The following is a 24143-nucleotide window of genomic DNA, read 5'->3' as shown; positions in this document are numbered from 1 at the left end:
AGAGAGTTCGCGCGTCGGCCACATAGCGCATCGCTGCCATCGTCCAGCGCAACTGGTCCGTTTCACCTCCGCGTCGTACGACACGGAGGTAGTTTTGCGAATCCTGCCGGGAATGCTGCATTGAACAAGCCCGTCGTAAGCGAGCAGGCACTGGGCGAACCGGTGCCGGTGCCGGAGTTGACTGCCGCGCAGGCCGCGAAGGCGGCCGCCGCTGCGGGGCCGGCCTATGTCGTGCTTGCCGGCATCAGCTTCTCGCACTTCCTCAACGACACGATGCAGTCGCTGATCGCCTCGGTCTATCCGATCCTGAAGGACAATTACGCGCTCGACTTCGCGCAGATCGGCATGATCACGCTGGCGTTCCAGTTCACCGCCTCGCTGCTGCAGCCGCTGGTCGGGCATTTCACCGACAAGAAAGCGCAGCCGTTCTCGCTTGCGACCGGCATGGGCTTCACCTTCTTCGGGCTGCTGTTGCTCAGCGTCGCGCACTCCTATGGAATGATCCTGATCGCGGCGTCGCTGGTCGGTCTCGGCTCCGCGGTGTTCCACCCGGAATCCTCGCGCATCGCGCGGTTGGCTTCGGGCGGGCGTTACGGTTTCGCGCAATCGGTGTTCCAGCTCGGCGGAAGTTTCGGCACCTCGATGGGGCCGGTGCTCGCCGCGCTGATCGTGGTGCCGTTCGGCCAGCCCTCGATCGCCTGGTTCTCCTCGATCGCGTTCCTCGCCATCGTGATCCTCTGGCGCATCGGCGTTTGGTACAAGCCGCAGATCGCAGGCAAGAAGGCGGTCACCATCGAGCGGCATCCCGACCATCCGGATCGGCGGCGCGTGATGACCGCGCTCATCGTGCTGGTTGCGCTGCTGTTCTCCAAGCAGCTCTATGTCTCGAGCCTGTCGAGCTATTACATCTTCTATCTGATCGACCGGTTCGGCGTCTCGACGCAGGCGGCGCAACTCTATCTGTTCATCTTCCTGGCGGCGAACGCCGCGGGCGCGTTCATCGGCGGACCGCTCGGCGACCGCTTCGGCCGCAAATACGTGATCTGGTTCTCGATCCTCGGCGCGCTGCCGTTCACGCTGGCGTTGCCTTATGCCGGACTGTTCACAAGCGCCGTGCTGACGGTCGTGATTGGCCTGATCATTTCGTCGGCGACGTCGGCGATCATCGTATTTGCGCAAGAGTTGATGCCGCATCGCTTCGGCATGATCTCCGGCGTGTTCTTCGGCGTCGCCTTCGGCATCGGCGGTCTCGGCGCCGCGGTGCTTGGCAAGCTTGCGGACCACACCGGCATCGCCTTCGTCTATCAGCTGTGCTCATTCCTGCCGGCGATCGGCCTGCTCGCGGTGTTCCTGCCGAAGATGCCGAAGGCCGTTCGCTGAACGTCCGCGGCGAGGGCGCCGCCCTTCATTAAGCATTCGCTAACGCTCAGCGCTTGCGTGCGCTGCAAACCGCGCGCGTGCGCCAACGCTTCATTAGCACCTGTGGCGAGATCGCCATCTTTCGCCGCTGCACGCGCGCCTTTATGGCCCCATAAGCAACAGCCGCAGCAAAAGGTGAGAGAAAATCAACCTTAAAAATTAGGGTTAAGTGCCGCTTAAACATTTGCTGCCATCGTCCGCCCGTGAGTTTCAGACGTGGGGCCTTTCGTGTCGCCTCACTTGGGCCAAAAGGACGAAGCCAATGCGTAGCGTAAAGACCCTGATCGCCGCCGGAGCGGCATCCCTGTTGTCCTCGGCGGCGTTCGCTGCCGACATGCCGATCATGCCGCCGCCCCCGATGGCGTATGCTCCTCCGCCGGTCCAGGATTTCGGCGGCTGGTATCTGCGCGGCGACATCGGCATGACCAACACCCAGGCCAAGCTGCACGCCAATGCCTACGACACGCTGCCGGCCGGCACCACGTTCAACCAGTTCGGCACCGGCTTCGACAGCGGCATGCTGTTCGGCGTCGGCGTCGGCTATCAATTCAACAGCTGGTTCCGCGCCGACATCACCGGTGAGTATCGCTCCAAGGTGAGCTTCAACGGCACCGACTTCTTCACGTTCCCCGGGCCGAGTTCGCTGGGTGACACCTACCACGGCGGCGTCCAGAGCTGGGTCGGCCTCGCGAACATCTACGCCGATCTCGGCACCTGGGGTTGCTTGACCCCGTTCATCGGTGCCGGTGTCGGTGCTGCGGTGATCAAGACCTCGGCCTTCTCCGACGTCGCGACGTTCCCGACCGGGTCCGGCGTGACCAGTTCCTTCGTCGCCGACGGCGCCACCAAGACCAACTTCGCCTGGGCGCTGCATGCCGGTGTCGCCTACAGGGTCACCAACAACTTCACGGTTGAACTGGCCTATCGCTACCTCGACATGGGCACGGCCGGCCACGGCCAGGGTCACTTCTTCGACGGCACGCCGACCGGTCCCTCGAGCTTCCAGTACCGCGACATGACCTCGCAGGATGTGAAGCTCGGCGTGCGCTTCGCCTTGCCGTGCTGCGACGTGCTGCCGCCGCCGCCGCCGCCCCCGCTGATCCGCAAGGGCTGATCTGAGGGTTAATTTCGAGCCTTCACGGTTAACGATTGAAGCGGCGCGGGATCATCCCGCGCCGTTTTTCTTTGCGTGTCATGTCGCCACCTTCTGCAACTTGAGTGGTCGAAAGCCGCCGGCGACAACGATTGGTTAAGGTTAACAGGCGATGATCAACGCGCATTCGGTGAGTGGGATGGAGCGTTGCAATGCGTAGGTTCTTGCTGGTGGCGATGATGTTCGGGGCGGTGACCGGCGCGCAGGCGGCCGACATGCCTGATTTCCTTCGCGGCAGTCTTCCCGCTTCCAGCGCGCCGACCAGAAACTGGGACGGCTGGTATGCCGGCGGCCAGGTCAGCCAGACATGGATCAACACCGACTTCGGGGGCAGCGTTGCTTCCCTGACCAATTCCATCTTCCGCAACACGACGCTGCAGGCGCCGACGTCCCAATTCAATCTGCTGGGTCGGGTCAATGCGCAAAGCTCGGGCTTCGGCGCATTCGTCGGACGCAACTATCAGTTTGACGACGTCGTGGTCGGTGTCGAAGCAAACTATACCTATTGGTCCGGACTGACGACAACGACCTCCGGAAGTCTGGGTCCGATTCAAGTCGCTCAGCCGACCCTGGTCCTGCCAGTCGGCGCCACTGCCGCCGACGGCGTGACGTTGAATGGAAGCGCGTCGCTTAAACTCAAGGACGAGATGACATTCCGCGGCCGCGCGGGTTGGGCGACCGGTGACTTCCTGCCTTACGCCTTCGGCGGCCTCGCAGTCGGCCGAATGGATGTTTCGCGCACAGTCACCAGCTCCGTGAACCGAACGATCAACTTTGCTGATGGAAGTTCGACCACCTTTGCACTGCCGCAGTTTTCGCAAACCGCGACAGATGCGAAGACGGACGCCTACGTTGCCGGCTGGACCGCTGGTCTCGGCCTGGAATACATGTTGTGGAACTGTGTCTTCGTGCGCGGCGAGTGGGAATACGTCAAGTTCGCACCGGTCAAGAACACGTCGGTCACGCAGAACAGCGTGCGCGCCGCCATCGGCTACAAGTTCTGACGCACGCCGCCTCGCTTGACACTGCAATGTGCGGCTGATCGGATGTTGCTCCGCAAGCGGAGCGACCTCAGATGAAAATCCACGGCGACGCCAATTCAGGCAATTGCCTGAAGGTGAAATGGGTGTGCGACAAGTTGGCGCTGCCGTACACATGGGTCGAGATCGACACCATGAAGGGCGGCAGCCGCACCGCGGAATTCCTCAAGCTGAACGGTTGGGGCCAGGTGCCGACGGTCGAACTGGATGACGGCCGCACGCTCGCGCAATCCAACGCCATCATCCGCTACCTCGCGCGCGGCAGCGATCTGATCCCCGGCGACCCCTATCGCGCGGCGCAGATGGATGCCTGGATGTTCTGGGAGCAGAACAGCCACGAGCCCTATGTCGCCGTCTGCCGCTTTCAGACCGTGTATCTCGGCAAGGCGGTGTCGGAGATCGATCCGCACCTCATCAAGCGCGGCTATGGGGCGCTCGATCAGCTGGAGCGGCATCTTGCCGGTACGAAATTCCTGGTCGGCGATGCGTTCTCGCTCGCCGACGTCTCGCTGCTCGCCTATACGCGCGTTGCGGAGGACGGCGGACTCGCGCTGGAACGCTATCCCATGATCCGCCGCTGGATCGCCGACGCCGAACATGTGCTCGGCCTGCCGGCTGTGCGCTGACATTGAGTGAATGCCGCCATGCGTGAAGCTTCATCGATCGCGATCCGCCGCGCCCGCCGCGAGGATGTCGCGGCCATCGTCGGCATGCTGGCGGACGATCCGCTCGGCAGTGCGCGCGAGCGGATCGCGGATCCGCTGCCGCAAAGCTATTACGATGCCTTTGCGCGGGTCGAGCGTGATCCGAACCTGCAACTCGTCGTCGCCGTCGATGGGGAGGGCGCCGTTGTCGGATGCCTGCAGCTTGCGGTTCTGCCAGGCATCAGCTCGCAGGGCTCTTCGCGCGGCCTGCTCGAGGACGTCCGTGTCGCAACACACTGCCGCAGCCGCGGTATCGGCGAGCAGCTCGTGGAGTGGGCGGTCGCGGAGGCGCGTGCGCAAGGTTGCATGCTCGTCGAGTTGCTGACGCATCACACGCGCGTCGATGCGCAGCGCTTCTATGAGCGGCTCGGATTCGCGCGCAGCCATGTGGGCATGACGCTCCGCTTTTGACGTGCACGCAAGAAGTTGTGCCGCATACAGGACAATGCCTGCGGTAGCCGCTGCTGCGCTATCCGGTTAACAGCCAATAAACTAAGCCGGTCTCCGTGAATTTACGGGGCGGAACGAGTCCGGTATGTCGGGCGTCTCCCACGGGGCGGCGGCGACTGGGGATTGGAATGTCGGATTATTCGATCGTGCGGGTCGGCAACGAGTACATCGTGCAGGCCGGCGATAAGAGCATTTTGAAAGTATCGAGCCGGCGCAGGGCAGTTAAGATCATGACTCTCGCGGCAGATTTGCTCGATCAGGAGACGATGCAGCAGGTCGAGGACGCCCCATCAATCAGCCGTGATCCCCCGATTGCCCCGGAAAAGTCCGAACTTCCTTGACGTTTTGGGGCCCTTCCACTATTTCCGACGGCGGGAAACCTCTCCCCACCGAGAGGCAGCTATCTGGAAGGGTAGATTATGACTGCAGCGAAGCCCGCTTCGCGGCCCAACGTGCCGCATTTCTCCTCCGGCCCCTGCGCCAAGCGCCCCGGCTGGAACCCCAACAATCTCAAGGACGCCGCCCTCGGCCGCTCGCATCGTGCGAAGGTCGGCAAGGCCAAGCTCAAGCTCGCGATCGAATTGACGCGCGAAGTGCTTGAGGTGCCTGCGGACTACAAGATCGGCATCGTGCCGGCGTCGGACACCGGCGCGGTCGAGATGGCGCTGTGGTCGTTGCTCGGTGCGCGGCCCGTCACCACGCTCGCCTGGGAATCCTTCGGCGAGGGCTGGGTCAGCGACATCGTCAAGGAATTGAAGCTGAAGGACGTCACCAAGCTGAATGCGGCTTACGGTGAAATTCCCGATCTCGCCAAGGTCGACCCTGCGTCCGACGTCGTCTTCACCTGGAACGGCACCACCTCCGGCGTGCGCGTGCCGAACGCCGACTGGATCAGCGCAACCCGTGAAGGCCTCACGATTTGCGACGCGACCTCGGCTGCCTTCGCGCAGCCGCTCGATTTCGCCAAGCTCGATGTCGTCACCTTCTCCTGGCAGAAGGCGCTCGGCGGCGAAGCGGCGCACGGCATGCTGATCCTCAGCCCACGCGCCGTGGAACGGCTCGAGACCTACAAGCCGGCCTGGCCGCTGCCGAAGATCTTCCGCCTCACCAAGGGCGGCAAGCTCAACCAGGGCATCTTCGAAGGCGAGACCATCAACACGCCTTCGATGCTTTGCGTCGAGGACTATCTCGATGCGCTGAACTGGGCGAAGTCGATCGGCGGCCTGAAGGCGCTGATCGGGCGCGCCGACGCCAACACCAAGGCGCTCGCCGACTGGAAGGCGCGGACGCCCTGGATCGACTTCCTGGCCAAGGATCCCGCGATCCGCTCCAACACCTCGGTGTGCCTGAAGTTCACCGATCCCGCGATCACCTCGCTTCCCGCCGATGTCCAGGCTGACTTCTGCAAGAAGCTGGTCGCGCTGGTGGAGAAGGAGAACGCCGGTTTCGACTTCGCGTATTACCGCGATGCGCCGGCGGGCCTGCGGATCTGGTGCGGCGCCACCGTCGAGGCCAAGGACGTCGAACTGCTGACGCAGTGGATCGACTGGGCCTTCGCCGAAACCAAGGCAGCGCTGCCCAAGGCAGCATAAGCAAGTCATCGATCTTGTCATGGCCGGGCTCGACCCGGCCATCCATCGTGCAAAGTGGCCGCGCATGCTTCGCGCCCGCGGCCCTCGTGTATTCAAACGCATCGTTCAGCAACGGATCATTCCGATGACAAAACCCAAAGTTCTGATTTCCGACGCGCTGTCTCCCGCTGCCGTGCAGATCTTCAAGGATCGCGGCGTCGAGGTCGACTTTCAGCCCAATCTCGGCAAGGACAAGGACAAGCTCGCCGAGATCATCGGCAACTATGATGGCCTTGCGATCCGCTCGGCCACCAAGGCGACCGCCAAGATCATCGAGAAGGCGACCAAGCTCAAGGTGATCGGCCGCGCCGGCATCGGCGTCGACAATGTCGAGATTCCGGCGGCGACCGCCAAGGGCATCATCGTGATGAACACGCCGTTCGGCAATTCGATCACGACCGCCGAGCACGCCATCACTCTGATGCTGGCGCTGGCGCGCGAGATCCCGCAGGCCGACGCCTCGACCCAGGCCGGCAAGTGGGAGAAGAACCGCTTCATGGGTGTCGAGATCACCGCCAAGACACTCGGGGTGATCGGTTGCGGCAATATCGGCTCGATCGTCGCTGACCGCGCGCTCGGCCTGCGCATGAAGGTGATCGCGTTCGATCCGTTCCTGTCGCCGGAACGCGCCAAGGACATCGGCGTCGAGAAAGTCGAGCTCGACGACTTGCTCAAGCGCGCCGATTTCATCACGCTGCACACGCCGCTGACCGAGAAGACCCGCAACGTCATCGACGCGGCCGCGATCGCCAAGATGAAGAAGGGTGTGCGCATCATCAACTGCGCCCGCGGCGGCCTGGTCGACGAGCAGGCGCTGGTCGATGCGCTGAATTCCAAGCATGTCGCGGGCGCCGCCTTCGACGTGTTCGTCGAGGAGCCGGCGACCTCGAACGTGCTGTTCGGCCACCCCAACGTGATCTGCACCCCGCATCTCGGCGCCTCCACCACCGAGGCGCAGGAGAACGTCGCGCTGCAGGTCGCGGAGCAGATGTCGGACTATCTGCTGTCGGGCGCGATCTCCAACGCGGTCAACTTCCCCTCGATCACGGCGGAAGAGGCGCCGAAGCTGAAGCCGTTCATCGAGCTCGCCGAGAAGCTCGGCTCGTTCGCCGGCCAGCTCACCGAGAGCGGCATCCTCAAGACCACGATCACCTACGAGGGCCACGTCGCCGAGATGAAGATCAAGGCGATCACCTCGGCGGTGCTGTCCGGCCTGCTGCGGCCGATGCTGGGCGAGGTCAACGTGGTGTCGGCGCCTGTCGTCGCCAAGGAGCGCGGCATGGTGGTGGACGAGGTCGTTCGCGCCGCGCAGAGCGACTATGAGAGCCTGATCACCGTCACCGTCACCACCGAGCGCCAGGAGCGTTCGGTGTCCGGCACAGTCTATGCCGACGGCAAGCCGCGTCTCGTCGACATCAAGGGCATTCGCGTCGACGCCGAGTTCGGCAAGTCGATGATCTACGTGACCAACGAGGACAAGCCGGGCTTCATCGGCGCGTTCGCGAGCCTCTTGGGTGACGCGAAAATCAATATCGCGACCTTCCATCTCGGCCGCGTCAAGCAGGGCGGCGACGCCATCGCGCTGGTCGAGGTCGACGGTGCGGTGCCGGCGGATCTGCTCGCCAAGGTGCAGTCGCTGCCGCAGGTGAAGCAGGCCAAGGCGCTGACGTTTTAAACGTTGTTTGAGCGGCTCTCGTCATCGCCCGGGACGGGCCGGCATGACGCGGGAAGATACCGCTCAAGCACATCCAAATTCCGATCTGCGGAACATGACGCCGCCTCCGGTCCCGGAGGCGGCGTTTGCCGTTCCGGGGCGCCTGGTATAGCTGTTGCGCCCGATGAAAAATGTGTACGAAGGCGTCAAGACGCGCCACTATCCGGCGATCTCAGAGGGAGAAAACAATGCGTGAAGCCGTAATCGTTTCCTACGCGCGCACCGGCCTGGCGAAGTCCGGCCGTGGCGGATTCAACATCACCCCGCCGATGTCATTGGCCGGGCACGCCATCAAGCACGCGGTCGAGCGCGCCGGCGTCTACAAGGACTATGTCGAGGATTGCTATCTCGGCAATTGCGCGCATGGCGCGCCGAACATCGGCCGTCAGGCGGCGCTGCTCGCCGGCCTGCCGAAGTCGACCGCGGGTGTCTCGGTGAACCGCTTCTGCTCGTCGGGCCTGCAGACCATTGCGATGGCTGCGAACTCGATCCGTTCCGACGGCTCCGATTGCATCGTCGCCGGCGGCGTCGAGAGCATCTCGATTCCGGGCGGCGGCTCGCCGAAGGAATCGATCGATCCCGACCTGCTGAAGACCGCGCCCGCCATCTTCATGGCGATGATCGATACCGCCGACATCGTCGCCGAGCGCTACAAGCTCAGCCGCGAATACCAGGACGAGTATTCGCTGGAGTCGCAGCGCCGCATGGCAGCCGCGCAGCAGGCCAACAAGTTCAAGGACGAAATCGTCCCGATGAAGACCAAGATGAAGGTGGTCGACAAGGCGACCAAGGCCGAGTCGATCGTCGACTACGTCGTCGATCGCGACGAGTGCAATCGCCCCGAAACCACGCTGGAAGGCCTTGCCAAGCTCGAGCCGGTCAAGGGCCCGGGCAAGTTCGTCACCGCCGGCAATGCCAGCCAGCTGTCCGACGGCGCCGCTGCGGTGGTGCTGATGGAAGCCAAGGACGCCGAGAAGCGCGGCCTCAACCCGCTCGGCCGCTTCGTCGCCTGGGCCTCGGCCGGCTGCGAGCCCGACGAGATGGGCATCGGTCCGGTGTTCGCCGTGCCGAAGCTCTTGAAGCGCCACGGCCTGAAGGTCGAGGACATCGATCTCTGGGAGCTCAACGAGGCCTTCGCCAGCCAGTGCCTCTATTCGCGCGACCAGCTCGGCATCGATCCCGAGAAGTACAACGTCAACGGCGGCTCGATCGCGATCGGCCATCCCTTCGGCATGACCGGTGCCCGGCTCACCGGCCACCTGCTGCAGGAAGGCCGCCGCCGCAAGGCCAAGTGGGGCGTCGTGACCATGTGCATCGGCGGTGGCCAGGGCGGCGCAGGCCTGTTCGAGATCTACAGCTGAGCGCGACCGATCCTGATCGTGTCAGAACCAGCGGCCCGGCGGTAACGCCGGGCCGCTTCCGTTTGAAGCCGGTTATGTTGCCGGCAAATCCGCGGCGCGTTCGCCGAACTCGAGCGCCGCGATCAACTCGAGCGTCTGCCTGAGATCGGCGGCCTGTTTCGCGCCGAAAGCGGTCTCGAAGCGCTCCTGCGCCTCACGCCAGGCGGCCTGCGACTCGTCAAGCCGGGCTTCGCCGCGTTTGGTCAGCCGCACCAGGCGGCTGCGCCGGTCATTCTTGTCGACGGTGATGCTCAGGAGGCCATCGCGCTCCAGCGGCTTGAGGTTGTGGTTGAGCGCGGTGCGGTCGAGCACCAGCGCGGCGGCCAGTTCGCCCATCGTCGGCGCGCCCGAACGTCTGATGTGGACCAGAATGGCGCGTTGCGTGCCGCGCAGGCCGGATGTCGCCAGGACCTGATCGTAGAGCTGCGACACGCGCCGCGTCGCCTTGCGCAACGCCGTGAGATTGCACCGGCTGGGTTCCGTTTTCACCACCATCGCTGCCTCCAAACTAGGCTTGACAGATACATGTATATGCACCTAAAGGCAATAGATGCATATGCACATATTTGGAGGATGTGATGTCGGAGATCGAGGCGGAGACGATCGGGCTGGCTATCGGAACTGAGGCGCGGCCACGCTCCCGTGTCGCAACACCGCGCCAGGTGCTCGCGATCGTATCGGTGGGCATCTGCCTCGCAAACCTCGACCTGTTCATCGTCAATGTCGGGTTGCCGAACATCGCGCAGGAATTCCGTGGCGCCTCGCTCGAGGATTTGTCCTGGATCCTCAATGGCTATGCGATCGTCTATGCGGCGCTGCTGGTGTTTTTCGGCCGGCTCGCCGAACGCCACAGCCGCAATCTGAGCTTCCTGCTCGGCGTTGCGCTGTTCACGGCCGCGTCGGCGGCCTGCGCGCTTGCGCCCAACGTCGAATTGCTGGTCGTCGCCCGCGTCGCGCAGGCCGCCGGTGCGGCGTTGATGACCCCGACCTCGATCGGCCTGCTGCTGGCGTCGTTCCCTCCCGAGCAGCGTCCCGGCGCGGTGCGGACCTGGACGGCGATCGGCGGCCTTGCGGCCGCGCTCGGGCCGCTGGCGGGCGGCGTGCTCGTCACCTTCGACTGGCGCTGGATCTTCATCGTCAATATCCCGATCGGCATCCTCGCACTGATCATCGGCTGGCTGAAACTGCCGGAAGTGCCCGGCCATGACGTGCCGCGTCCGAGTTCATGGGCGGCGCTACTTGTCACCTGCGGCATCGGTGCGCTCACCCTTGCGATCGTGAAGGCCAATGACTGGGGATGGGGTTCGCGCGGCGTCGTGCTTGGCTTTGCCATCGCAGCCGTCTCGCTCGCTGCCTTTACGTGGCACTGCCTCAACTCGAAGAATCCCTTCGTCGATCCTGCGTTGTTCAAGGTGCGGCCGTTCACCGGGGCGACGTTTGTCATGGCGCCATACTCGGCGGCCTTCGGCGCGATGCTGCTGTCGGTGGCGTTGTGGGAGCAAACGGTGTGGGGCTGGTCGGCGCTGAAGACCGGCCTTGCGATCGCGCCGGGTCCGCTGCTTGTCCCGTTCACCTCGCTGTTGTTTGCCCGCCGCCTGATCGCGCGATTTGGCGCCGCGGCCGTCGTGTCCGCCGGGATCGTATCGTTCGCGGGCGGTCTTGCGATTTGGGCAACGTTGCTTGGAGTTGACCCCGACATGCCCGCCTTTGTGGTCGGCATGATGTTCACGGGCATCGGCGTCGGGCTGACCTTTCCGACCCTGATGGGCGTCGGTGCCGGTTCGCTGCCGCCTTCGTCATTTGCGACCGGCTCCGGTGTCATCAACATGATCCGGCAGGCCGCGCTGGCGATCGGCGTCGCGATCTTTGTCGCGATCCTGGCAACGCCGGCCTCGATGACTGAGCGGATCGCGGCGTTTCATCGCGGCTGGTGGATCATGATCGCCATCACTATTGCCGGCTTCGTACCGAATTACCTGTTCATCCGGCGCAGGGCGGACCACTAACGGGTCAAAGCCGCCGCCGCGCCATCCGGCAGCCGCGAGCGCGCCATCGTTGCGCCGCAGGGAAACCTCAATCGAACCAGTCCCTTCCTCGCTGCGTCTCACCACGAGAAACGGCGCGCCTTCGAGCCCGGCGCGCCGTTCGTCTCGCGCGCCATGCGGCGTTTTTTCCGGAGGGATGTCATGCGAAGGATTGCGAATTGTCTTGTGACCACCAGCCTGGTGCTGGTGGGTACGCTGGTTGCCGGGCCGCTGCAGGCGGCCAATCTCGATGCGGCGTCGCAGGTCGATGCCGTGACCGTCTATCCCGACGGCGCGAGCGTCACCCGTGTCATCACGCTGGATCTGCCCGCCGGCGACAACACCCTCATCGCCAAGGATTTCCCGATGGCGCTCGACACGGGCTCGCTGCGGGTGGAAGGCGAGGCTGGCGCCAAGCTCACGATCGGGGCCATCGACGCGCGGCATCCGCACCCGGTGTCGCCGGCCAACCTGCCCGAGATCGACAAGCGGATCGAGGCGCTGCGAGACCAGCGCGAGGATCTGCAAGGCATGATCACCTCGGCCGAGGCGCGGCGCAAATTCGCCGAACATTTCGCCGAGGCCGCGCCGGTCGGGATCGGCGAGAAGGGCGAGGCGCGTCCGGTCAGCGAGTGGCGCGCCGCGTTCTCGGCGGTCGGCGACGAGGTCGCGACCGCCGACAATGCGATCCGCGACGCCGCACGCAAGCAGCGCGACATCGATCGCGAGATCGTGCGGCTTGAAGCGGAGCGCGCCGCCAAGCCGCCGAGCAAGCTCGAGGTGCGGATCGAGCTGGCCTCCGCCGCTGCCACCCGCGCGACGCTGCGGGTGACCTATGCGGTGCGCAACGCGCGCTGGACGCCGCTCTACGACGCCCGTCTCGATACCGGGACCAAGGACCGCAAGCCGGCGATCGAGCTGGTGCGCCGCGCCGAGATCACCCAGACCACCGGCGAGGACTGGTCGAACGTCGCGCTCGTCGTCTCCACCGTCCGCGTCGCGCGCGGCGGCAACGCGCCCGATCTCCATTCGCTGATCGTGCAGTACCCACAGCCGCCGCGGCCGGCCATGGCCGGCAAGCTGCTTGACAGCGTGCAACAGCGATCCGCGCTTGCGCCCGCTCCGGCGGCCGCCGCGCTCGAGGAATTCCGCCTTGGCGCAGGAACGGCCCTTGACGAGCAACAGGCAACCCCCGAGATCGGCGCCTTCCAGGCCACCTTCAAGATTCCCGGCCGCGTCAGCGTCACCGCCAATGAGGGCGCCAAGAGCCTGCGCATCTCGACGGCCATGATCACTCCCGATCTCGCCATCCGCGCCGTCCCGGTGATCGATCCGACCGCGTTCCTGGAGGCGAGCTTCGTGCAGGCCGACGACGCGCCGCTGCTGCCGGGGCTGGTCGCAATCTATCGCGACGGCATCTTTGTCGGCCGCAGCCGGATGGCGACCGCCGCCAAAGACGAGACCGTGCGGCTCGGCTTCGGCGCCGACGACAAGGTCAAGATCGAGCGCACGGTGGTGAAGCGCAATGAAGGCTCCGCCGGCCTGATCGTGACGACGTCGAAGACCGACGAGCGCGCGTTCAAGACCACGGTGCGCAACGGCCACGACTTCCCCATCAAGGTCGCGATCCAGGATCAGCTTCCGGTCAGCGAGAACGACGATATCGTGGTCGAGATGCTGTCGTCGTCGACGCCTGCCACCACCATCAACCTGCGCGACAAGCGCGGTGTGCTGGAGTGGGCGTTCGAGGCCAAGGCCGGTGAAGTCCGCGACGTCAATTTCGCCTGGCGGATGCGCTGGCCGAAGGACAAGGGCGTCGTGATGGTGCCGGCGGGCTGATCTGCACCGGTAGCCGATGACATCCCTCCCGATCTCGGGCAACATTTTGCCAACGGCAAAAAAAGCCTGAGATCGGGAGGTTCCATGAGCTACCAGCACATCATCGTCGATGATCCGCGACCGCGCGTCCGCCGCATCACACTGAACCGGCCCGAGAAGCGCAACGCGCTGAACAACCGGCTGCGCGGCGAGATCTTCGAGGTGCTGGAGCAGGCCGATCGCGATCCCGACATTTCGATCTCGATCCTGCGCGGCGCGGGTCCGTGCTTCTCGGCAGGCTATGATCTCTCCGCCGACAACCGCGTCGATCAGCCCTATCATTCGGCACCCGGCCCCGGCCAGTGGTCGCGCCACGTCGTCGAAGGCTGGTTCTCGATCTGGGATCTCGCCAAGCCCGTGATCGCGCAGGTGCACGGCTATTGCCTCGCCGGCGGCACCGAGCTCGCGACTGCCTGCGACGTGGTCTATGTCGCCGACGATGCCCAGATCGGCTATCCGCCGGTGCGGCTGATGAGCCCGCCCGACATGCAGTATCACCCCTGGCTGGTGGGCATGCGCCGCGCCATGGAATTGATGCTGACGGGCGATGCGATGTCTGGACGCGAGGCCGCCGAGTGGGGCTATGCGACCCGCTCGTTCCCGCTCGCCGAGCTGGAGGCGAAGACGCTGGATTTCGCCGAGCGCGCCGCGAAGGTGCCGGTCGAGCTGCAGCAGCTCAACAAGCGCTCAGTGCATCGCGCGATGGAGATCATGGGCGCCCGCGCCGCGATGCGCGCCGGCACCGAGATCCAGGCGCTGGCCTTCACCACCGAGGCCAGCAAGGCCTACATGGCCGGCTTCCGCCGCGACGGCGCCAGCGTGAAGACCCAGCTCGACCAGCGCGACACCACGTTCGGGGATTACCGGACCAGGAAGGAATGATGGCTTTTGCGAATGCGGGCTAGAAGCCCGCGTCCTCCTCCAGCCATTGCTGATTGTCCCAGCGCGCGCGGCGGCCGACGACATATTCGCGAACATCGTCCATGAAGCGCACTTTGCTGGTGAGTGCTCCGATGAAAGCCGCCAGCGCCGCGATCCAGGGCCACAGATGCATCAGCAACGTGGCGGGTATTTGGTTGGCGAACCCCGCCTGCAGCGCGCCAGTGACCAGGTAAGCCAGCACGCCCCACGCAACGGCCAGGATCGTCGCCACGATCTCATAGCTGTTTTGGTGAAATCTCACCAACCGTCGCATCAGGCATAGGTAGGCAACGTAGACGATCACGCCGAGAAGCAATGCGGCCAGTCCAGGCGGAAGGCCCCAGCTCTCGTCCCAGCTCAAATACGCAACGAAGCCCGCGGCGATCAACGCCTCGATGTAGGTCAGGCTGGATTTTTCTCGCATGATTTGCCCCAGGCGATTCACGTACTGGCGGAGGCTATCATCATTGAGCGCTTCGGTAGAGGGACAATTGCAAGACAACCGTTGGATTAGGCTGACCTTATGGCCCGCCGAGTTTGCCGCAAATTCACTGTCATGCCCGCCTTGAGGGGGCATCCAGTGCGCTGCGGCTTATCCGTTGAACTCGGGCGCCTCTGGAATACTGGGTCGCCCGGTCAAGCCGGGCGACGACGCTGTTGTTGACGGCAAGCGCAACCGCTCACTTCGCCTTCAGGAAGTCACCGACTTCGAGCAGCACGAACTCGTCGTCATCGGCCTTGTTCGGATCGCGGCTCGAGGAGAACGGCAGGTTGTTGTCGTTGCCGACAATGATGTGGGTCTCGTCGACCCGGTCGACGTTCTCGATGGTGAAGAACGGGAAGGTGTAGACACCGTCGTTGAGCGGCTTGCGGGCCTTCTTGTTCGGATCGCGGATCTTCATCAGGTCGATATAGGCGATCTTGCGCACCGGCTTGCCGACATTGGCGTCCGACAGCTCGATTTTGTAGACCCGCTTGAACTTGGCGAGGTCAGGGAAGCAGTTCTCGCCGCGGGTGCCCTGCGGGCAGGCCTTGTCGGCGGTGCCTTCGCCATTGTCGCGCTCGATCACGAGGCCCTGGGTCGGATCGATCATGTTGAAGTCGCCGATCGCGTTGCCGCTCTGCTCGAACACATATTGCCAGTAGCGACCGGTAAACTTCTCCGCCGCGACGTCGAATTCGAGGATGCGCGAGGCTTCCTTGCCGTCGACCTTCTCCCAGTCCTTCTTGTCGGCATCCCACAGCGGCCCTTCGAGCAGGCCGTAGAGGAACTTGCCGTCCTTGGAGGAGGCAAAGCCCTCATAGCCCTTGGAGCGGCGCAGATTGACGTTGGTGTAGGTGGCGCCGGGCGCGCCAGGCGACTGCACGGCCCAGTGATCCGGCGAGCGCACCGGCTTGCCGTCGGCGACCGTCTCGAACACCGCGAGGATCTTGCCGGTCTTGTCGGCCTTGAGGATATACGGCCCGAACTCGTCGCCGATCCAGAAGGTATCGTTGATGATCTGGAAGCCTTCGGTGTCGAAGTCGGCGCCGGTGAGGTAGCGCTTGGCGGTGTCCTCATGAACGATGCGGAACGGCACCTTCTTGTCGGGGTCGTGCAGGAACACGGTCTCCTGGCGTTCGATCTTGCCGCTCGCCCAGTCCATCTTGTAGCGGTTCAGGTACAGCATCGAGTCCGCCGAGTTGTAGCGCGCGCCCATGCCGTTGTCGGTAATCACCCAGAACGAGCCGTCCGGCATCGCCTTGATGCCGGAATGGCCCTGCAGCGGCTGGCCCTTGAACGGCAGCGACACGCCGGTCGGCCGCTCGTAGGACTTGCCGATCACAGTGCCGATGGCGTCGACGCGCTTGCCGGTGGTGTATTTGCCCGATGTCTTCAGATCGGCCGGCGCGTCAGTGGGGGCGTCGATGAAGCTCTCCGCCGGCATCACGGCGTGTCCTGCCAGCGTCGCCGGGAATTCGCCCTCGCTCTGCGCGAACGCCGATGTGGCGAGCAGGATCGAGGCGACGGAACAGAGCAGTGACAGGCGCATGGTTGATCTCCCAAAGTACAAACGATGCGGTGTTCTCCGAGCCGCCTGTTACAGCCGGCTGACAGTTTTGTGAATCGCGGATGTTGCGACGGGATAAGGCTTGCGGCGTTACGTCGCCTTGGCCGCCGGCCGCATCGTCTGCGGCAGCAGGAACGGCACGCCACCCCCGGTGTAGTCGATCGTGGCGTCGATCTCGAAGATCTTACGAAGCGTGTCCGCTTGCATCGCGGCGGCACGGTCGCCGTCGATGGCAAGCCGGCCCCGATGCAGCAGCAGGATGCGGTCGGCGAACCGCATCGCGAGGTTGAGATCATGCAGGATCGCGATCACGGCGGTGCCGCGCGCGGCGCGCCGCCGGGCGGTCTCGACCAGGTCGATCTGATGCCGCAGATCGAGGCTTGAGGTCGGCTCGTCCAGCAGCAACAGCCCCGGCCCATGCAGCGCCTCGCCGCAGGCGAGTTGCACCAGCACGCGGGCGAAATGCGCGCGCTGCTGCTCGCCGCCGGATAGTGTCGGCAATTGCCTGAAACGGAAATGCGAAAGCCCAACCTCGTCCAGCGCGGCAGTGACCAGCGCACGCGTCACCGCGCGCGGGCTCTCGCCGGCGCCCATGCTGACGATTTCCTCGACCGTGAACGGGAAGGTGACGTTGACGTGCTGCGACAGCATCGCGCGGTGCTGCGCCAGCTCGCGCGGACCGTAGGCATTGAGATCGCGCTGGCGGAGCCGGATCGTCCCGCGCGACGGACGGAGATCGCCCGACAGCATTCGCAGCAGGGTCGATTTGCCGGCGCCGTTGGGACCCACGATCGCGACCATCTCGCCGGCGCCGATCTGCAGCGAGACCGCATCGACCAGCGTGGCGCCGCCGACCGTCATCGATACCGACTGTGCTTCGATCAGCGAACTCACAGTGACACCAGCCCGCGCTGGCGCAGCAGCATGGCGAGGAAGAACGGCGCCCCGATCGCCGCGGTCAGGATGCCGATCGGCATCTCGGCGGGAGCCACGATGGTGCGTGCCACGGTGTCGGCGCCGACCAGCAGGATGGCGCCGAGCAATGCGGAAGCCGGCAGCAGCAGGCGATGCCCGGGTCCGATCACAAGCCGCAGCAGATGCGGCACCACGATGCCGACGAAGCCGACCACACCGCAGACCGAAACCGCGACCCCGGTCATCGCTGACACCAGGACGATCGAAATGCGCTTCAGCCGTTCGACGTCGACGCCGCTGTGGAACGCCTCGGCTTCGCCAAGCACCAGCACGTCGAGCCCGCGCGCGATCCAGAGGCAGGCGATCAGAGCCGCGGCCAGCACGGGGGCAAGCGCCGTGAGCTTGGTCCAGGTCGCGCCGCTCAGCGAACCCAGCATCCAGAAGGTGATGTCGCGCAGCTGGCGGTCGTCGGCGACGAAGACCAGGAGCCCGATGCCGGCATTGGCGATCGCGGCAATCGCAAGCCCGGCGAGCAGGAAGATCGCGATCGAGGTCCGGCCGCCACGGCTCGCAATGCCATAGAGCACGATGGTCGTGATCAGCGACCCGGCGAAGGCCGCGATGGGCAGCAACTGATGCTGCAGGAAGCGCAGGCTCTCGCCGAGATGGCTGTCGGTGAACACGATTGCCACTGCGGCGGCAAACGCGCCGCCGGAAGAGACGCCGACCAGCGCGGGATCGGCGAGGGGGTTGCGGAACAGGCCCTGCATGATGGCGCCGGAGACGGCGAGCAGAGCGCCCACCATCGCGGCCGCCGCGATCCGCGGGATCCGGATCGACCACACCACGAGCTGGTCGCGCGCGAGCAACGGGTTGGCCGCGCCGTCGCCCCATAGCCCGAGCGCGGCGGGAAGCCGTGCCATTGGGATACCCGCGGCCCCGACCGTCAGGGCGACCAGGGCGGCCCCCGCGAGCGCCGCAAGCAGGCAGAGCAGGGTGAGGGTCGCCGCCGGCCGTAGCGACATGCCGGCGCGCCGTTGTTTCGCACGCGCGGAGCGTTCGGCCAGCACGCTCATTGCCGGCAATTCGCGGTCAGCGCCGCCGGCTTGAAGGTTGCGGCCTCCGGCGCCAGCGCCGGATAGAGCTTGACCGAGAGGTCACGCGCCGCGGCCGCGGTGCGCGGTCCGAAGCCGAGCAGATAAAGCCCCTCCATCGCGATGAAGGCCTTGTTGGTCGCAACCGGTGTCAGTGCGAAGGCCGGATGGGTGAACACGGTATCTGACGTCAGCGAGTCCTTGCCGCGATCGATCGACAGTACGACATCGGGTTTAGCAGCCACGATGGCCTCGTCGTTGACCGGCTTGTAGCCGTCGTAACCGTCGATCGCGTTGACGCCGCCGGCGAGCTGGATGATCTCGTCCGCGGCGGTCTTGTGGCCCGCGGCCAACGCCCGACCGTTCAAGAGCGACATCACGAACATCACGCGCACCGGCTTTGTGACCTTGGCGCGCAGCGTGCGCAGTTGTGCGAGATCGCTCTCCACCGCGCTGGCGAGGCAAGCGGCGCGCGGATCGGCGCCCATGGCATGGCCCACAAGTTTGATCTTCTCGACCAGCCCGGCTTCCGAGAACGCCTCGGGCACCAGCACCAGCGGCACCTTCGCCGCCTCCAGCACGTCCATGGTCTCCTTCGGCCCGGAGCCCTGCACCGCGAGCACCAGCGACGGATGCAGGCCGAGCACGCCCTCCGGCGACAGCTGTCGCATGTAGCCGACGTCGGGCTTCTCGCGCAGCGCAGACGGCGGGTAGAGACTGGTCGCATCGACGCCGGCGATGCGGTCCTCGAAGCCGAGCGCATAGAGGATCTCGGTGATCGCACCGCCGATCGAGACGATCCGCGTCGGATCGTCGATCACGACGTCGCGGTCGCGCGCGTCGTGCACGGTGATGCCCTCGGCCGAGGTTGCGCCGATCGGCAGCAGGCAGGAGAGCGCGAGCAAAGCGAGCGTGCGACAAATTGTCATCGGGGCGGTCATTTGGTCAGGATCAGCTTGTTCTGCGAGGTCAGCCGCAAGCGGTAATGCTCTTCGCCATGCACGATGATGATCTCGCGCTCAGCCGAGAACAGGTCGCGGCTGTCGAGGCGATTCCCGTGCATGACGAGCGTTTTGGCCGCGTCTGATACGGCCTGCTTTCCCGCCGCGCCGATGTTGTCTCCGGAAGTTGCCGACATGCTCGTGGTGCTGCGCCTTCGAAATCTTCAAATGATGCTTGCTTGTATAAGCGGGCGAAGGCGCATTCCAACGGCCGCACTTTACAATCGATGTAAACAGCGCCGCCGCATTCTTGACCGTTTTGTTGCCGGCTCGTAACCAATCATCACACGATGCGAGCCTGTGGCTTGCATCGCAACGTAGCCAGCAAGCCGCTCGGTGGAGCGCACGCCAGCCAAACCAGAAAAGCGATGATCGGGCTGGGGCTAGAATGGCTGACAGGGCTAGGGTTTCGCGCGCCTTGATGTTGGGTGCGTCGGTGTTTTCATTTTCGGCAGCGCTGCCGGCAAGCGGTTTGGCGCAAACCGCCGATGCGTCGGCTGCGCGTCTCGCGACCGAGCGGCCGAAGCAGGCCCAGCGCAAGCCGAAGCCTGCGGCCAACCCGCAGGCGGCGGCGTCATCTGCGATGAATGCGCGCGCGCAGATCGGCGCGGTGCCGGTGCAATCACTCGACACCATCACGGCGGTCGCCTCCAAGACCGAAGAGCGCGCGATCGACGCGCTGGCGCCGGTCAGTTCCGTCACGCTGGAGAAGATTCAGGGCCTGCAGCCGAACAGGGTCTCCGACATCTTCTATAACGTGCCCGGCGTCTCGTTCCAGGAACGCGGCGACGATCCGGCGACAGTCATCAACATCCGCGGCCTGCAGGACTTCGGCCGCGTCGCGGTCGTGGTCGACGGCGCGCGGCAGAACTATCAGCGCACCGGCCACAACGCCAACGGCTCGTTCTTCCTCGATCCCGAATTGATCGGCGGCGTCGACGTGGTGCGCGGCCCGACCGCGAATATCTACGGCTCCGGCGCGATCGGCGGCGTGGTCTCGTTCCGCACCAAGGATATCGACGATGTGGTGCGTCCCGGCGAACGCTGGGGCGTCGACATGTCGGGTTCCTACGGCAGCAACAAGGACCGCGGCATGGGGTCGGTGTTCGGCGGCGTGCGCGCCGATCCGAACGTCGATGTGTTCGGCGGCGCGGTCTACCGCACCCAGAGCAACTACAAGGACGGCGCGGGCACCGAGATCGGCAACACCGGCAACGATATCGCGGCCGGCCTGATGAAGGTGACAATCCGCCCGGCCGAAGGCCACGAGTTCAAGATCGGCGGCGTCTTCCAGGACTACCAGTATAATATCGGTCAGCCGAACCGCGGCCCGACCACGACTGCGGCGCCGCTGGCCGCGATCGCGGGCTCTTCGGTCTATGCCTCCGACGCGAGGAACTATACGGGTACGCTGAGCTGGCGATATTCCAAGCCCGACGACATGCTGTTCGACTGGAACATCTCGGTCTACGGCAACCGCACCGACAACGACCAGGTCAAGACCTACAACAACCGCATCACGTCAGGCGGCGGCGTCTGCACGCTCGCCAATCCCGGCAACAACATCTCCGGCTGCGTCGGCGACAAGCGCGGCTATTCGCTCGACACCGTCGGCCTCGACGTCAACAACACTTCGCGCTTCAATTTCGGCGACTGGCGCAACGCCGTGACCTACGGCTTCGACGCCTTCCGCGACGATGTCGAGACCTTCGACTCCCGCGGCAACTCCAACATCACGACACCCGGCGGCCAGCGCACGGTGTCCGGCGGCTTCGTCCAGTTGAAGCAGAACTATTCGACCTGGCTCGAGCTTGTCAGTGCGGTGCGTTACGATCACTACGAGCTCACCTCGGTCAACACCACGACCAGCGGCGACCGGCTGTCGCCGAAGATCACGGTCGGCGTCACGCCGGTGGCCGGCTTCACGCCCTATGTGAGCTATGCCGAAGGTTATCGCGCGCCGTCGATCACCGAGACCCTGATCTCGGGTGGCCACGCCACCGGCGGCGGCCCGGCGCTGTTCAATTGCCCCGACGGCACCAGCGGCCTGTTCTGCTTCCTGCCCAACGCGGCGCTGCGGCCCGAGGTCGGCAAGAACAAGGAAGCCGGCATCAACCTGAAGTATGACGGCATCTTCACCGCGAATGATTCATTCCGCGGCAAGATCAACTTGTTCCACAACGACGTCGACGGCTATATCGACCTCGTCGCCTCGACGCCGACCACGACGCCGTTCGGACGCTTCAGCCAGTTTTACCAGTACCAGAACATCGCCCACGCCCGCATCGAAGGCTTTGAGCTCGAGACGATGTATGACGCGGGCGATTGGTTCGTGGGTGTCGCCGGCCACCTGATGCGTGGCCGGAATACCGCGACCAATGTCGGGCTCGCCACCATCACGCCGCGCAAGGTGACGACGACGGGCGGCGTCCGCCTGCTCGATCGCACGCTGATCATTGCCGCGCAATGGTCCTCGTTCGGCGCCAACAACGATTTGCCGGCGGGCTATCTGCCCTCGACCGGCTACGAGCTGGTCAACCTCTATCTGACCTGGAACGCCACCAAGGACATCACCTTCACGGCGTCGGTCGACAACCTCTTGAACCAGTACTACCGGCCCTATGCGATCCCGGGCTCGTCGAGCGACGGCACGACGCAGAACGACGTGCTGTTCTCGAGCCCCGGTCCGGGCACCGTTTACAAGGCCGGGCTGAAGATTCACCTAGGTGGAGCGTAACGCGACGAGCCGATCATTCCATCCAGGTTGCTCCGGCCGCGCTGGTGCCCCCAGCGCGGCTTTGGCGCGTTCATGATATCAACGAGATCAACCGGCAGGATCGCCCGCGGGCATCCGCCGTCAAACAGGAGAAGGCTTTCATGTTCATCGCAATGAACCGGTTTCAGGTGATCAAGGGCAAGGAACAGGCGTTCGAGACCGTCTGGAAGACCCGCGAATCCTATCTCGGCGATCTGCCGGGATTCATCGAGTTTCACCTCGTGAAGGGCCCCGAGGCCGAGGACCACACGCTCTATGCGACCCACACCGTGTGGGCCAGCAAGGCGGCGTTCGAGGACTGGACCAAGTCCGATGCGTTCCGCCGCGCCCATTCCCGCGCCGGCAACGAGACCGGCGGCAGCCTCTATCTCGGCCATCCCAGATTCGAAGGTTTTGAGGTGCTGATCACCGAGCGCGCCAAGAGCCCGGCGTGACGGAGGCGGCCGTGCAGAACGCGGAGCTTGCCGGGTTGAAGGCCTACATGGCCGACAATCCCGGCGCTGTGATCGAGGACGTAGCGCGCGAACGCAAGGTGACGCCGCGCGCGGTGCTCGAGGCGTTACCCGACAGCCTGATGCGGATCGGTGGCGGCGAGTTCGTCGCCGCGATGCAGGACATCGCGGAATGGGGCGAGGTGACGCTGATCGTGCACACCGATGACGCGATTTTCGAGTTCACCGGCTCCATTCCGAAAGGCGAGGTGGGCCGCGGCTATTTCAACCTGATGCAGCCGAAGGGTCTGCACGGCCACCTCAGGCATGAGCGCTGTGCGGCGATCGCCTTCGTCGAGCGGCCCTTCATGGGCAAGGTGTCGGCCTTCATCGCCTTCATCAATCTCGACGGCGGCATCATGTTCAAGGTGTTCGTCGGCCGCGACGAGACGCGCGCGCTGCGCGGCGATCAGCTGGTGCGCTTCCACGCGCTGGCGGACCGCCTGGCACCGAAAGCGGGCTGAAGATTTCTTGTCCCTCTCCCCGCTTGCGGGGAGAGGGTCGGGGTGAGGGCGCCTCTCCAGGCGCCGTGCTCGTGGAGAGTCCCCCTCACCCGGATCGCATCTTGCGATGCGACATAGCCGAAGTTCCGCTTCGGCGTTCTCGAGGACGGCCGCCTTCGGCGGCCTATGCCTCTCCCCGCAAGCGGGGCGAGGTGAGGCGTGGTTGGAGGTGAGTATGCCAATTTGCACGTTTGACAGAAGCAGCCGGCGATCAATCGTGGTCCAGTTGATTGCGGTCGCAGCCACATCTCTCCCAAGCGCTGCACTCGCCGCAGCCGACGCCGCGCTGCTGCCGCGCAACCTCTCGCCCTGGGGCATGTTCGAGAGCGCCGACATCGTTGTGAAGGCGGTGATGATTGGGCTCGCCTTCGCCTCGCTCGCCACCTGGACGGTCTGGCTTGCCAAGACCGTCGAGATCCGTCGCAAGACCGCGCTTGCGCGGCAGCGGATCGGGCTGCTGGAGCGCGACACGCAGCTTGCCGAGGTCGAGCAGGCCAGCCGCGACGGCAGCGATGCGGTCGCACAGATCGTGCAGTCGGCGTCGCGCGAAGCCGCGCTCTCCGGCGGCATGTTCGACGACGGCTTCAAGGAGCGGATCGCGCTGCGGCTGGAGCGGGTCGAGGCGGCGATGTCGCGGCAGATCGCGCGCGGCACCGGCGTGCTCGCCACCATCGGCGCCACCGCGCCGTTCGTCGGCCTGTTCGGCACGGTGTGGGGCATCATGAATGCCTTTATCGGCATCTCCGAGGCCCACACCACCAATCTCGCCGTCGTCGCGCCCGGCATTGCCGAGGCGCTGCTGGCGACCGCGCTCGGCCTCGTCGCCGCGATCCCGGCGGTCGTGATATACAATCACCTGACGCGTTCGATCGCGGCCTACCGTGCGCTGCTCGGCGATGCCTCGGTCATGGTGATGCTGCTCGTCAGCCGCGAGGGCGATCGCAGCCTGTTCCGGCTGGCACGCGCTGCGGAGTAGGC

The 24143-nt window shown here is 65.0% G+C and carries 24 protein-coding genes; 17 read left to right on the top strand and 7 right to left on the bottom strand.

Features of this window, described 5'->3' with window-relative positions:
• Positions 1 to 120 precede the first annotated feature (120 nt).
• The 9 genes from BraRD5C2_RS16330 to BraRD5C2_RS16290 all read left to right on the top strand — a co-directional run bounded on the left by BraRD5C2_RS16330 (position 121) and on the right by BraRD5C2_RS16290 (position 9472).
• The gene (locus BraRD5C2_RS16330; protein WP_223969725.1) at positions 121 to 1380 is read left to right on the top strand and encodes an MFS transporter; all 1260 of its coding nucleotides are present in this window, start codon (positions 121 to 123) and stop codon (positions 1378 to 1380) included.
• Between the two features lie 301 nt (positions 1381 to 1681).
• Positions 1682 to 2533, top strand: a complete 852-nt coding sequence (locus BraRD5C2_RS16325; protein ID WP_223969724.1) for an outer membrane protein — start codon at positions 1682 to 1684, stop codon at positions 2531 to 2533.
• 191 nt (positions 2534 to 2724) lie between these two features.
• Positions 2725 to 3576 carry an outer membrane protein gene (locus tag BraRD5C2_RS16320; RefSeq protein ID WP_223969723.1) on the top strand — a complete coding sequence of 284 codons (852 nt, stop codon included), beginning with the start codon at positions 2725 to 2727 and terminating at the stop codon, positions 3574 to 3576.
• Between the two features lie 71 nt (positions 3577 to 3647).
• Positions 3648 to 4238 carry a glutathione S-transferase family protein gene (locus BraRD5C2_RS16315; RefSeq protein WP_223969722.1) on the top strand — a complete coding sequence of 197 codons (591 nt, stop codon included), beginning with the start codon at positions 3648 to 3650 and terminating at the stop codon, positions 4236 to 4238.
• Positions 4239 to 4256: 18 nt separating this feature from the next.
• Positions 4257 to 4727 (top strand): GNAT family N-acetyltransferase, encoded by a 471-nt coding sequence (locus tag BraRD5C2_RS16310; protein ID WP_223969721.1) that lies wholly within the window; start codon positions 4257 to 4259, stop codon positions 4725 to 4727.
• A gap of 167 nt (positions 4728 to 4894) precedes the next feature.
• Entirely contained in the window at positions 4895 to 5107 is a 213-nt protein-coding gene (locus BraRD5C2_RS16305; protein ID WP_223969720.1) for a hypothetical protein, read from the top strand.
• Between the two features lie 78 nt (positions 5108 to 5185).
• A complete protein-coding gene (locus BraRD5C2_RS16300) occupies positions 5186 to 6358 on the top strand; it encodes a phosphoserine transaminase (protein WP_223969719.1) in 1173 nt (390 codons plus the stop codon).
• Between the two features lie 124 nt (positions 6359 to 6482).
• Positions 6483 to 8072 carry a phosphoglycerate dehydrogenase gene (gene serA / locus BraRD5C2_RS16295; RefSeq protein WP_207835184.1) on the top strand — a complete coding sequence of 530 codons (1590 nt, stop codon included), beginning with the start codon at positions 6483 to 6485 and terminating at the stop codon, positions 8070 to 8072.
• Between the two features lie 227 nt (positions 8073 to 8299).
• Positions 8300 to 9472, top strand: coding sequence for a thiolase family protein (locus tag BraRD5C2_RS16290; protein WP_223969718.1), 1173 nt, complete (start codon positions 8300 to 8302; stop codon positions 9470 to 9472).
• A gap of 72 nt (positions 9473 to 9544) precedes the next feature.
• On the opposite strand, the gene BraRD5C2_RS16285 is transcribed toward BraRD5C2_RS16290, so the two are convergent.
• Positions 9545 to 10006, bottom strand: a complete 462-nt coding sequence (locus BraRD5C2_RS16285; RefSeq protein ID WP_223969717.1) for a MarR family winged helix-turn-helix transcriptional regulator — start codon at positions 10004 to 10006, stop codon at positions 9545 to 9547.
• 83 nt (positions 10007 to 10089) lie between these two features.
• Between BraRD5C2_RS16285 and BraRD5C2_RS16280 the strand changes: the two genes are divergently transcribed.
• The 3 genes from BraRD5C2_RS16280 to BraRD5C2_RS16270 all read left to right on the top strand — a co-directional run bounded on the left by BraRD5C2_RS16280 (position 10090) and on the right by BraRD5C2_RS16270 (position 14295).
• Positions 10090 to 11517 (top strand): MFS transporter, encoded by a 1428-nt coding sequence (locus tag BraRD5C2_RS16280; protein WP_223969716.1) that lies wholly within the window; start codon positions 10090 to 10092, stop codon positions 11515 to 11517.
• Between the two features lie 180 nt (positions 11518 to 11697).
• Positions 11698 to 13374, top strand: coding sequence for a mucoidy inhibitor MuiA family protein (locus BraRD5C2_RS16275; RefSeq protein ID WP_223969715.1), 1677 nt, complete (start codon positions 11698 to 11700; stop codon positions 13372 to 13374).
• Positions 13375 to 13458: 84 nt separating this feature from the next.
• Entirely contained in the window at positions 13459 to 14295 is an 837-nt protein-coding gene (locus BraRD5C2_RS16270) for an enoyl-CoA hydratase-related protein (protein WP_223969714.1), read from the top strand.
• A 19-nt stretch (positions 14296 to 14314) separates the two neighbouring features.
• Here the strand turns inward: BraRD5C2_RS16270 and BraRD5C2_RS16265 are convergent, their stop codons facing one another.
• The 6 genes from BraRD5C2_RS16265 to hemP form a co-directional block, all read right to left on the bottom strand.
• Positions 14315 to 14779 (bottom strand): hypothetical protein, encoded by a 465-nt coding sequence (locus BraRD5C2_RS16265; protein WP_223969713.1) that lies wholly within the window; start codon positions 14777 to 14779, stop codon positions 14315 to 14317.
• A gap of 235 nt (positions 14780 to 15014) precedes the next feature.
• Positions 15015 to 16367, bottom strand: coding sequence for an esterase-like activity of phytase family protein (locus BraRD5C2_RS16260; protein ID WP_223969712.1), 1353 nt, complete (start codon positions 16365 to 16367; stop codon positions 15015 to 15017).
• 108 nt (positions 16368 to 16475) lie between these two features.
• Positions 16476 to 17279, bottom strand: a complete 804-nt coding sequence (locus BraRD5C2_RS16255; protein ID WP_223969711.1) for a heme ABC transporter ATP-binding protein — start codon at positions 17277 to 17279, stop codon at positions 16476 to 16478.
• Positions 17276 to 18376 (bottom strand): FecCD family ABC transporter permease, encoded by a 1101-nt coding sequence (locus BraRD5C2_RS16250; RefSeq protein WP_223969710.1) that lies wholly within the window; start codon positions 18374 to 18376, stop codon positions 17276 to 17278. Before BraRD5C2_RS16250 ends, BraRD5C2_RS16255 begins: the two co-directional genes overlap by 4 nt.
• A complete protein-coding gene (locus BraRD5C2_RS16245) occupies positions 18373 to 19323 on the bottom strand; it encodes a heme/hemin ABC transporter substrate-binding protein (RefSeq protein ID WP_223969709.1) in 951 nt (316 codons plus the stop codon). Before BraRD5C2_RS16245 ends, BraRD5C2_RS16250 begins: the two co-directional genes overlap by 4 nt.
• Positions 19324 to 19331: 8 nt before the next feature.
• Complete coding sequence (gene hemP / locus BraRD5C2_RS16240) at positions 19332 to 19532, bottom strand: hemin uptake protein HemP (RefSeq protein ID WP_223969708.1); 201 nt, start codon at positions 19530 to 19532, stop codon at positions 19332 to 19334.
• Between hemP and BraRD5C2_RS16235 the strand changes: the two genes are divergently transcribed.
• The 5 genes from BraRD5C2_RS16235 (at position 19456) to exbB (ending at position 24141) form a co-directional block, all read left to right on the top strand.
• Positions 19456 to 19671 carry a hypothetical protein gene (locus BraRD5C2_RS16235; protein WP_223969823.1) on the top strand — a complete coding sequence of 72 codons (216 nt, stop codon included), beginning with the start codon at positions 19456 to 19458 and terminating at the stop codon, positions 19669 to 19671. The two genes, hemP and BraRD5C2_RS16235, sit on opposite strands and share 77 nt — an antisense overlap.
• A gap of 112 nt (positions 19672 to 19783) precedes the next feature.
• The gene (locus BraRD5C2_RS16230) at positions 19784 to 22132 is read left to right on the top strand and encodes a TonB-dependent hemoglobin/transferrin/lactoferrin family receptor (RefSeq protein WP_223969707.1); all 2349 of its coding nucleotides are present in this window, start codon (positions 19784 to 19786) and stop codon (positions 22130 to 22132) included.
• A 140-nt stretch (positions 22133 to 22272) separates the two neighbouring features.
• Positions 22273 to 22605 (top strand): antibiotic biosynthesis monooxygenase family protein, encoded by a 333-nt coding sequence (locus BraRD5C2_RS16225; protein ID WP_097673166.1) that lies wholly within the window; start codon positions 22273 to 22275, stop codon positions 22603 to 22605.
• A gap of 47 nt (positions 22606 to 22652) precedes the next feature.
• Positions 22653 to 23126: a heme utilization cystosolic carrier protein HutX gene (hutX, locus tag BraRD5C2_RS16220; RefSeq protein ID WP_374708007.1), complete on the top strand. Its 474-nt coding sequence runs from the start codon at positions 22653 to 22655 to the stop codon at positions 23124 to 23126.
• A 214-nt stretch (positions 23127 to 23340) separates the two neighbouring features.
• The gene (exbB, locus tag BraRD5C2_RS16215) at positions 23341 to 24141 is read left to right on the top strand and encodes a tonB-system energizer ExbB (protein WP_223969706.1); all 801 of its coding nucleotides are present in this window, start codon (positions 23341 to 23343) and stop codon (positions 24139 to 24141) included.
• Positions 24142 to 24143 lie beyond the last annotated feature (2 nt).

This window comes from Bradyrhizobium sp. RD5-C2, from assembly GCF_019972155.1.
Taxonomy (GTDB): domain Bacteria; phylum Pseudomonadota; class Alphaproteobacteria; order Rhizobiales; family Xanthobacteraceae; genus Bradyrhizobium.
Note: the sequence above shows the minus strand (reverse complement) of the source record. Positions and strands in the feature narration are given on the sequence as shown.

Excerpts from the sequence above, each read along its gene's own strand:
- BraRD5C2_RS16310 (WP_223969721.1), top strand. The coding sequence starts at position 4,257 with ATGCGTGAAGCTTCATCGATCGCGATCCGCCGCGCCCGCCGCGAGGAT.
- BraRD5C2_RS16320 (WP_223969723.1), top strand. The coding sequence starts at position 2,725 with ATGCGTAGGTTCTTGCTGGTGGCGATGATGTTCGGGGCGGTGACCGGC.
- BraRD5C2_RS16285 (WP_223969717.1), bottom strand. The coding sequence starts at position 10,006 with ATGGTGGTGAAAACGGAACCCAGCCGGTGCAATCTCACGGCGTTGCGC.
- hemP (WP_223969708.1), bottom strand. The coding sequence starts at position 19,532 with ATGTCGGCAACTTCCGGAGACAACATCGGCGCGGCGGGAAAGCAGGCC.
- BraRD5C2_RS16225 (WP_097673166.1), top strand. The coding sequence starts at position 22,273 with ATGTTCATCGCAATGAACCGGTTTCAGGTGATCAAGGGCAAGGAACAG.
- BraRD5C2_RS16260 (WP_223969712.1), bottom strand. The coding sequence starts at position 16,367 with ATGCGCCTGTCACTGCTCTGTTCCGTCGCCTCGATCCTGCTCGCCACA.
- BraRD5C2_RS16280 (WP_223969716.1), top strand. The coding sequence starts at position 10,090 with ATGTCGGAGATCGAGGCGGAGACGATCGGGCTGGCTATCGGAACTGAG.
- BraRD5C2_RS16315 (WP_223969722.1), top strand. The coding sequence starts at position 3,648 with ATGAAAATCCACGGCGACGCCAATTCAGGCAATTGCCTGAAGGTGAAA.
- BraRD5C2_RS16270 (WP_223969714.1), top strand. The coding sequence starts at position 13,459 with ATGAGCTACCAGCACATCATCGTCGATGATCCGCGACCGCGCGTCCGC.
- serA (WP_207835184.1), top strand. The coding sequence starts at position 6,483 with ATGACAAAACCCAAAGTTCTGATTTCCGACGCGCTGTCTCCCGCTGCC.
- BraRD5C2_RS16250 (WP_223969710.1), bottom strand. The coding sequence starts at position 18,376 with ATGAGCGTGCTGGCCGAACGCTCCGCGCGTGCGAAACAACGGCGCGCC.
- hutX (WP_374708007.1), top strand. The coding sequence starts at position 22,653 with ATGGCCGACAATCCCGGCGCTGTGATCGAGGACGTAGCGCGCGAACGC.
- BraRD5C2_RS16235 (WP_223969823.1), top strand. The coding sequence starts at position 19,456 with ATGACGAGCGTTTTGGCCGCGTCTGATACGGCCTGCTTTCCCGCCGCG.
- BraRD5C2_RS16325 (WP_223969724.1), top strand. The coding sequence starts at position 1,682 with ATGCGTAGCGTAAAGACCCTGATCGCCGCCGGAGCGGCATCCCTGTTG.
- BraRD5C2_RS16305 (WP_223969720.1), top strand. The coding sequence starts at position 4,895 with ATGTCGGATTATTCGATCGTGCGGGTCGGCAACGAGTACATCGTGCAG.
- BraRD5C2_RS16275 (WP_223969715.1), top strand. The coding sequence starts at position 11,698 with ATGCGAAGGATTGCGAATTGTCTTGTGACCACCAGCCTGGTGCTGGTG.
- BraRD5C2_RS16245 (WP_223969709.1), bottom strand. The coding sequence starts at position 19,323 with ATGACAATTTGTCGCACGCTCGCTTTGCTCGCGCTCTCCTGCCTGCTG.
- exbB (WP_223969706.1), top strand. The coding sequence starts at position 23,341 with ATGCCAATTTGCACGTTTGACAGAAGCAGCCGGCGATCAATCGTGGTC.
- BraRD5C2_RS16230 (WP_223969707.1), top strand. The coding sequence starts at position 19,784 with ATGGCTGACAGGGCTAGGGTTTCGCGCGCCTTGATGTTGGGTGCGTCG.
- BraRD5C2_RS16300 (WP_223969719.1), top strand. The coding sequence starts at position 5,186 with ATGACTGCAGCGAAGCCCGCTTCGCGGCCCAACGTGCCGCATTTCTCC.
- BraRD5C2_RS16290 (WP_223969718.1), top strand. The coding sequence starts at position 8,300 with ATGCGTGAAGCCGTAATCGTTTCCTACGCGCGCACCGGCCTGGCGAAG.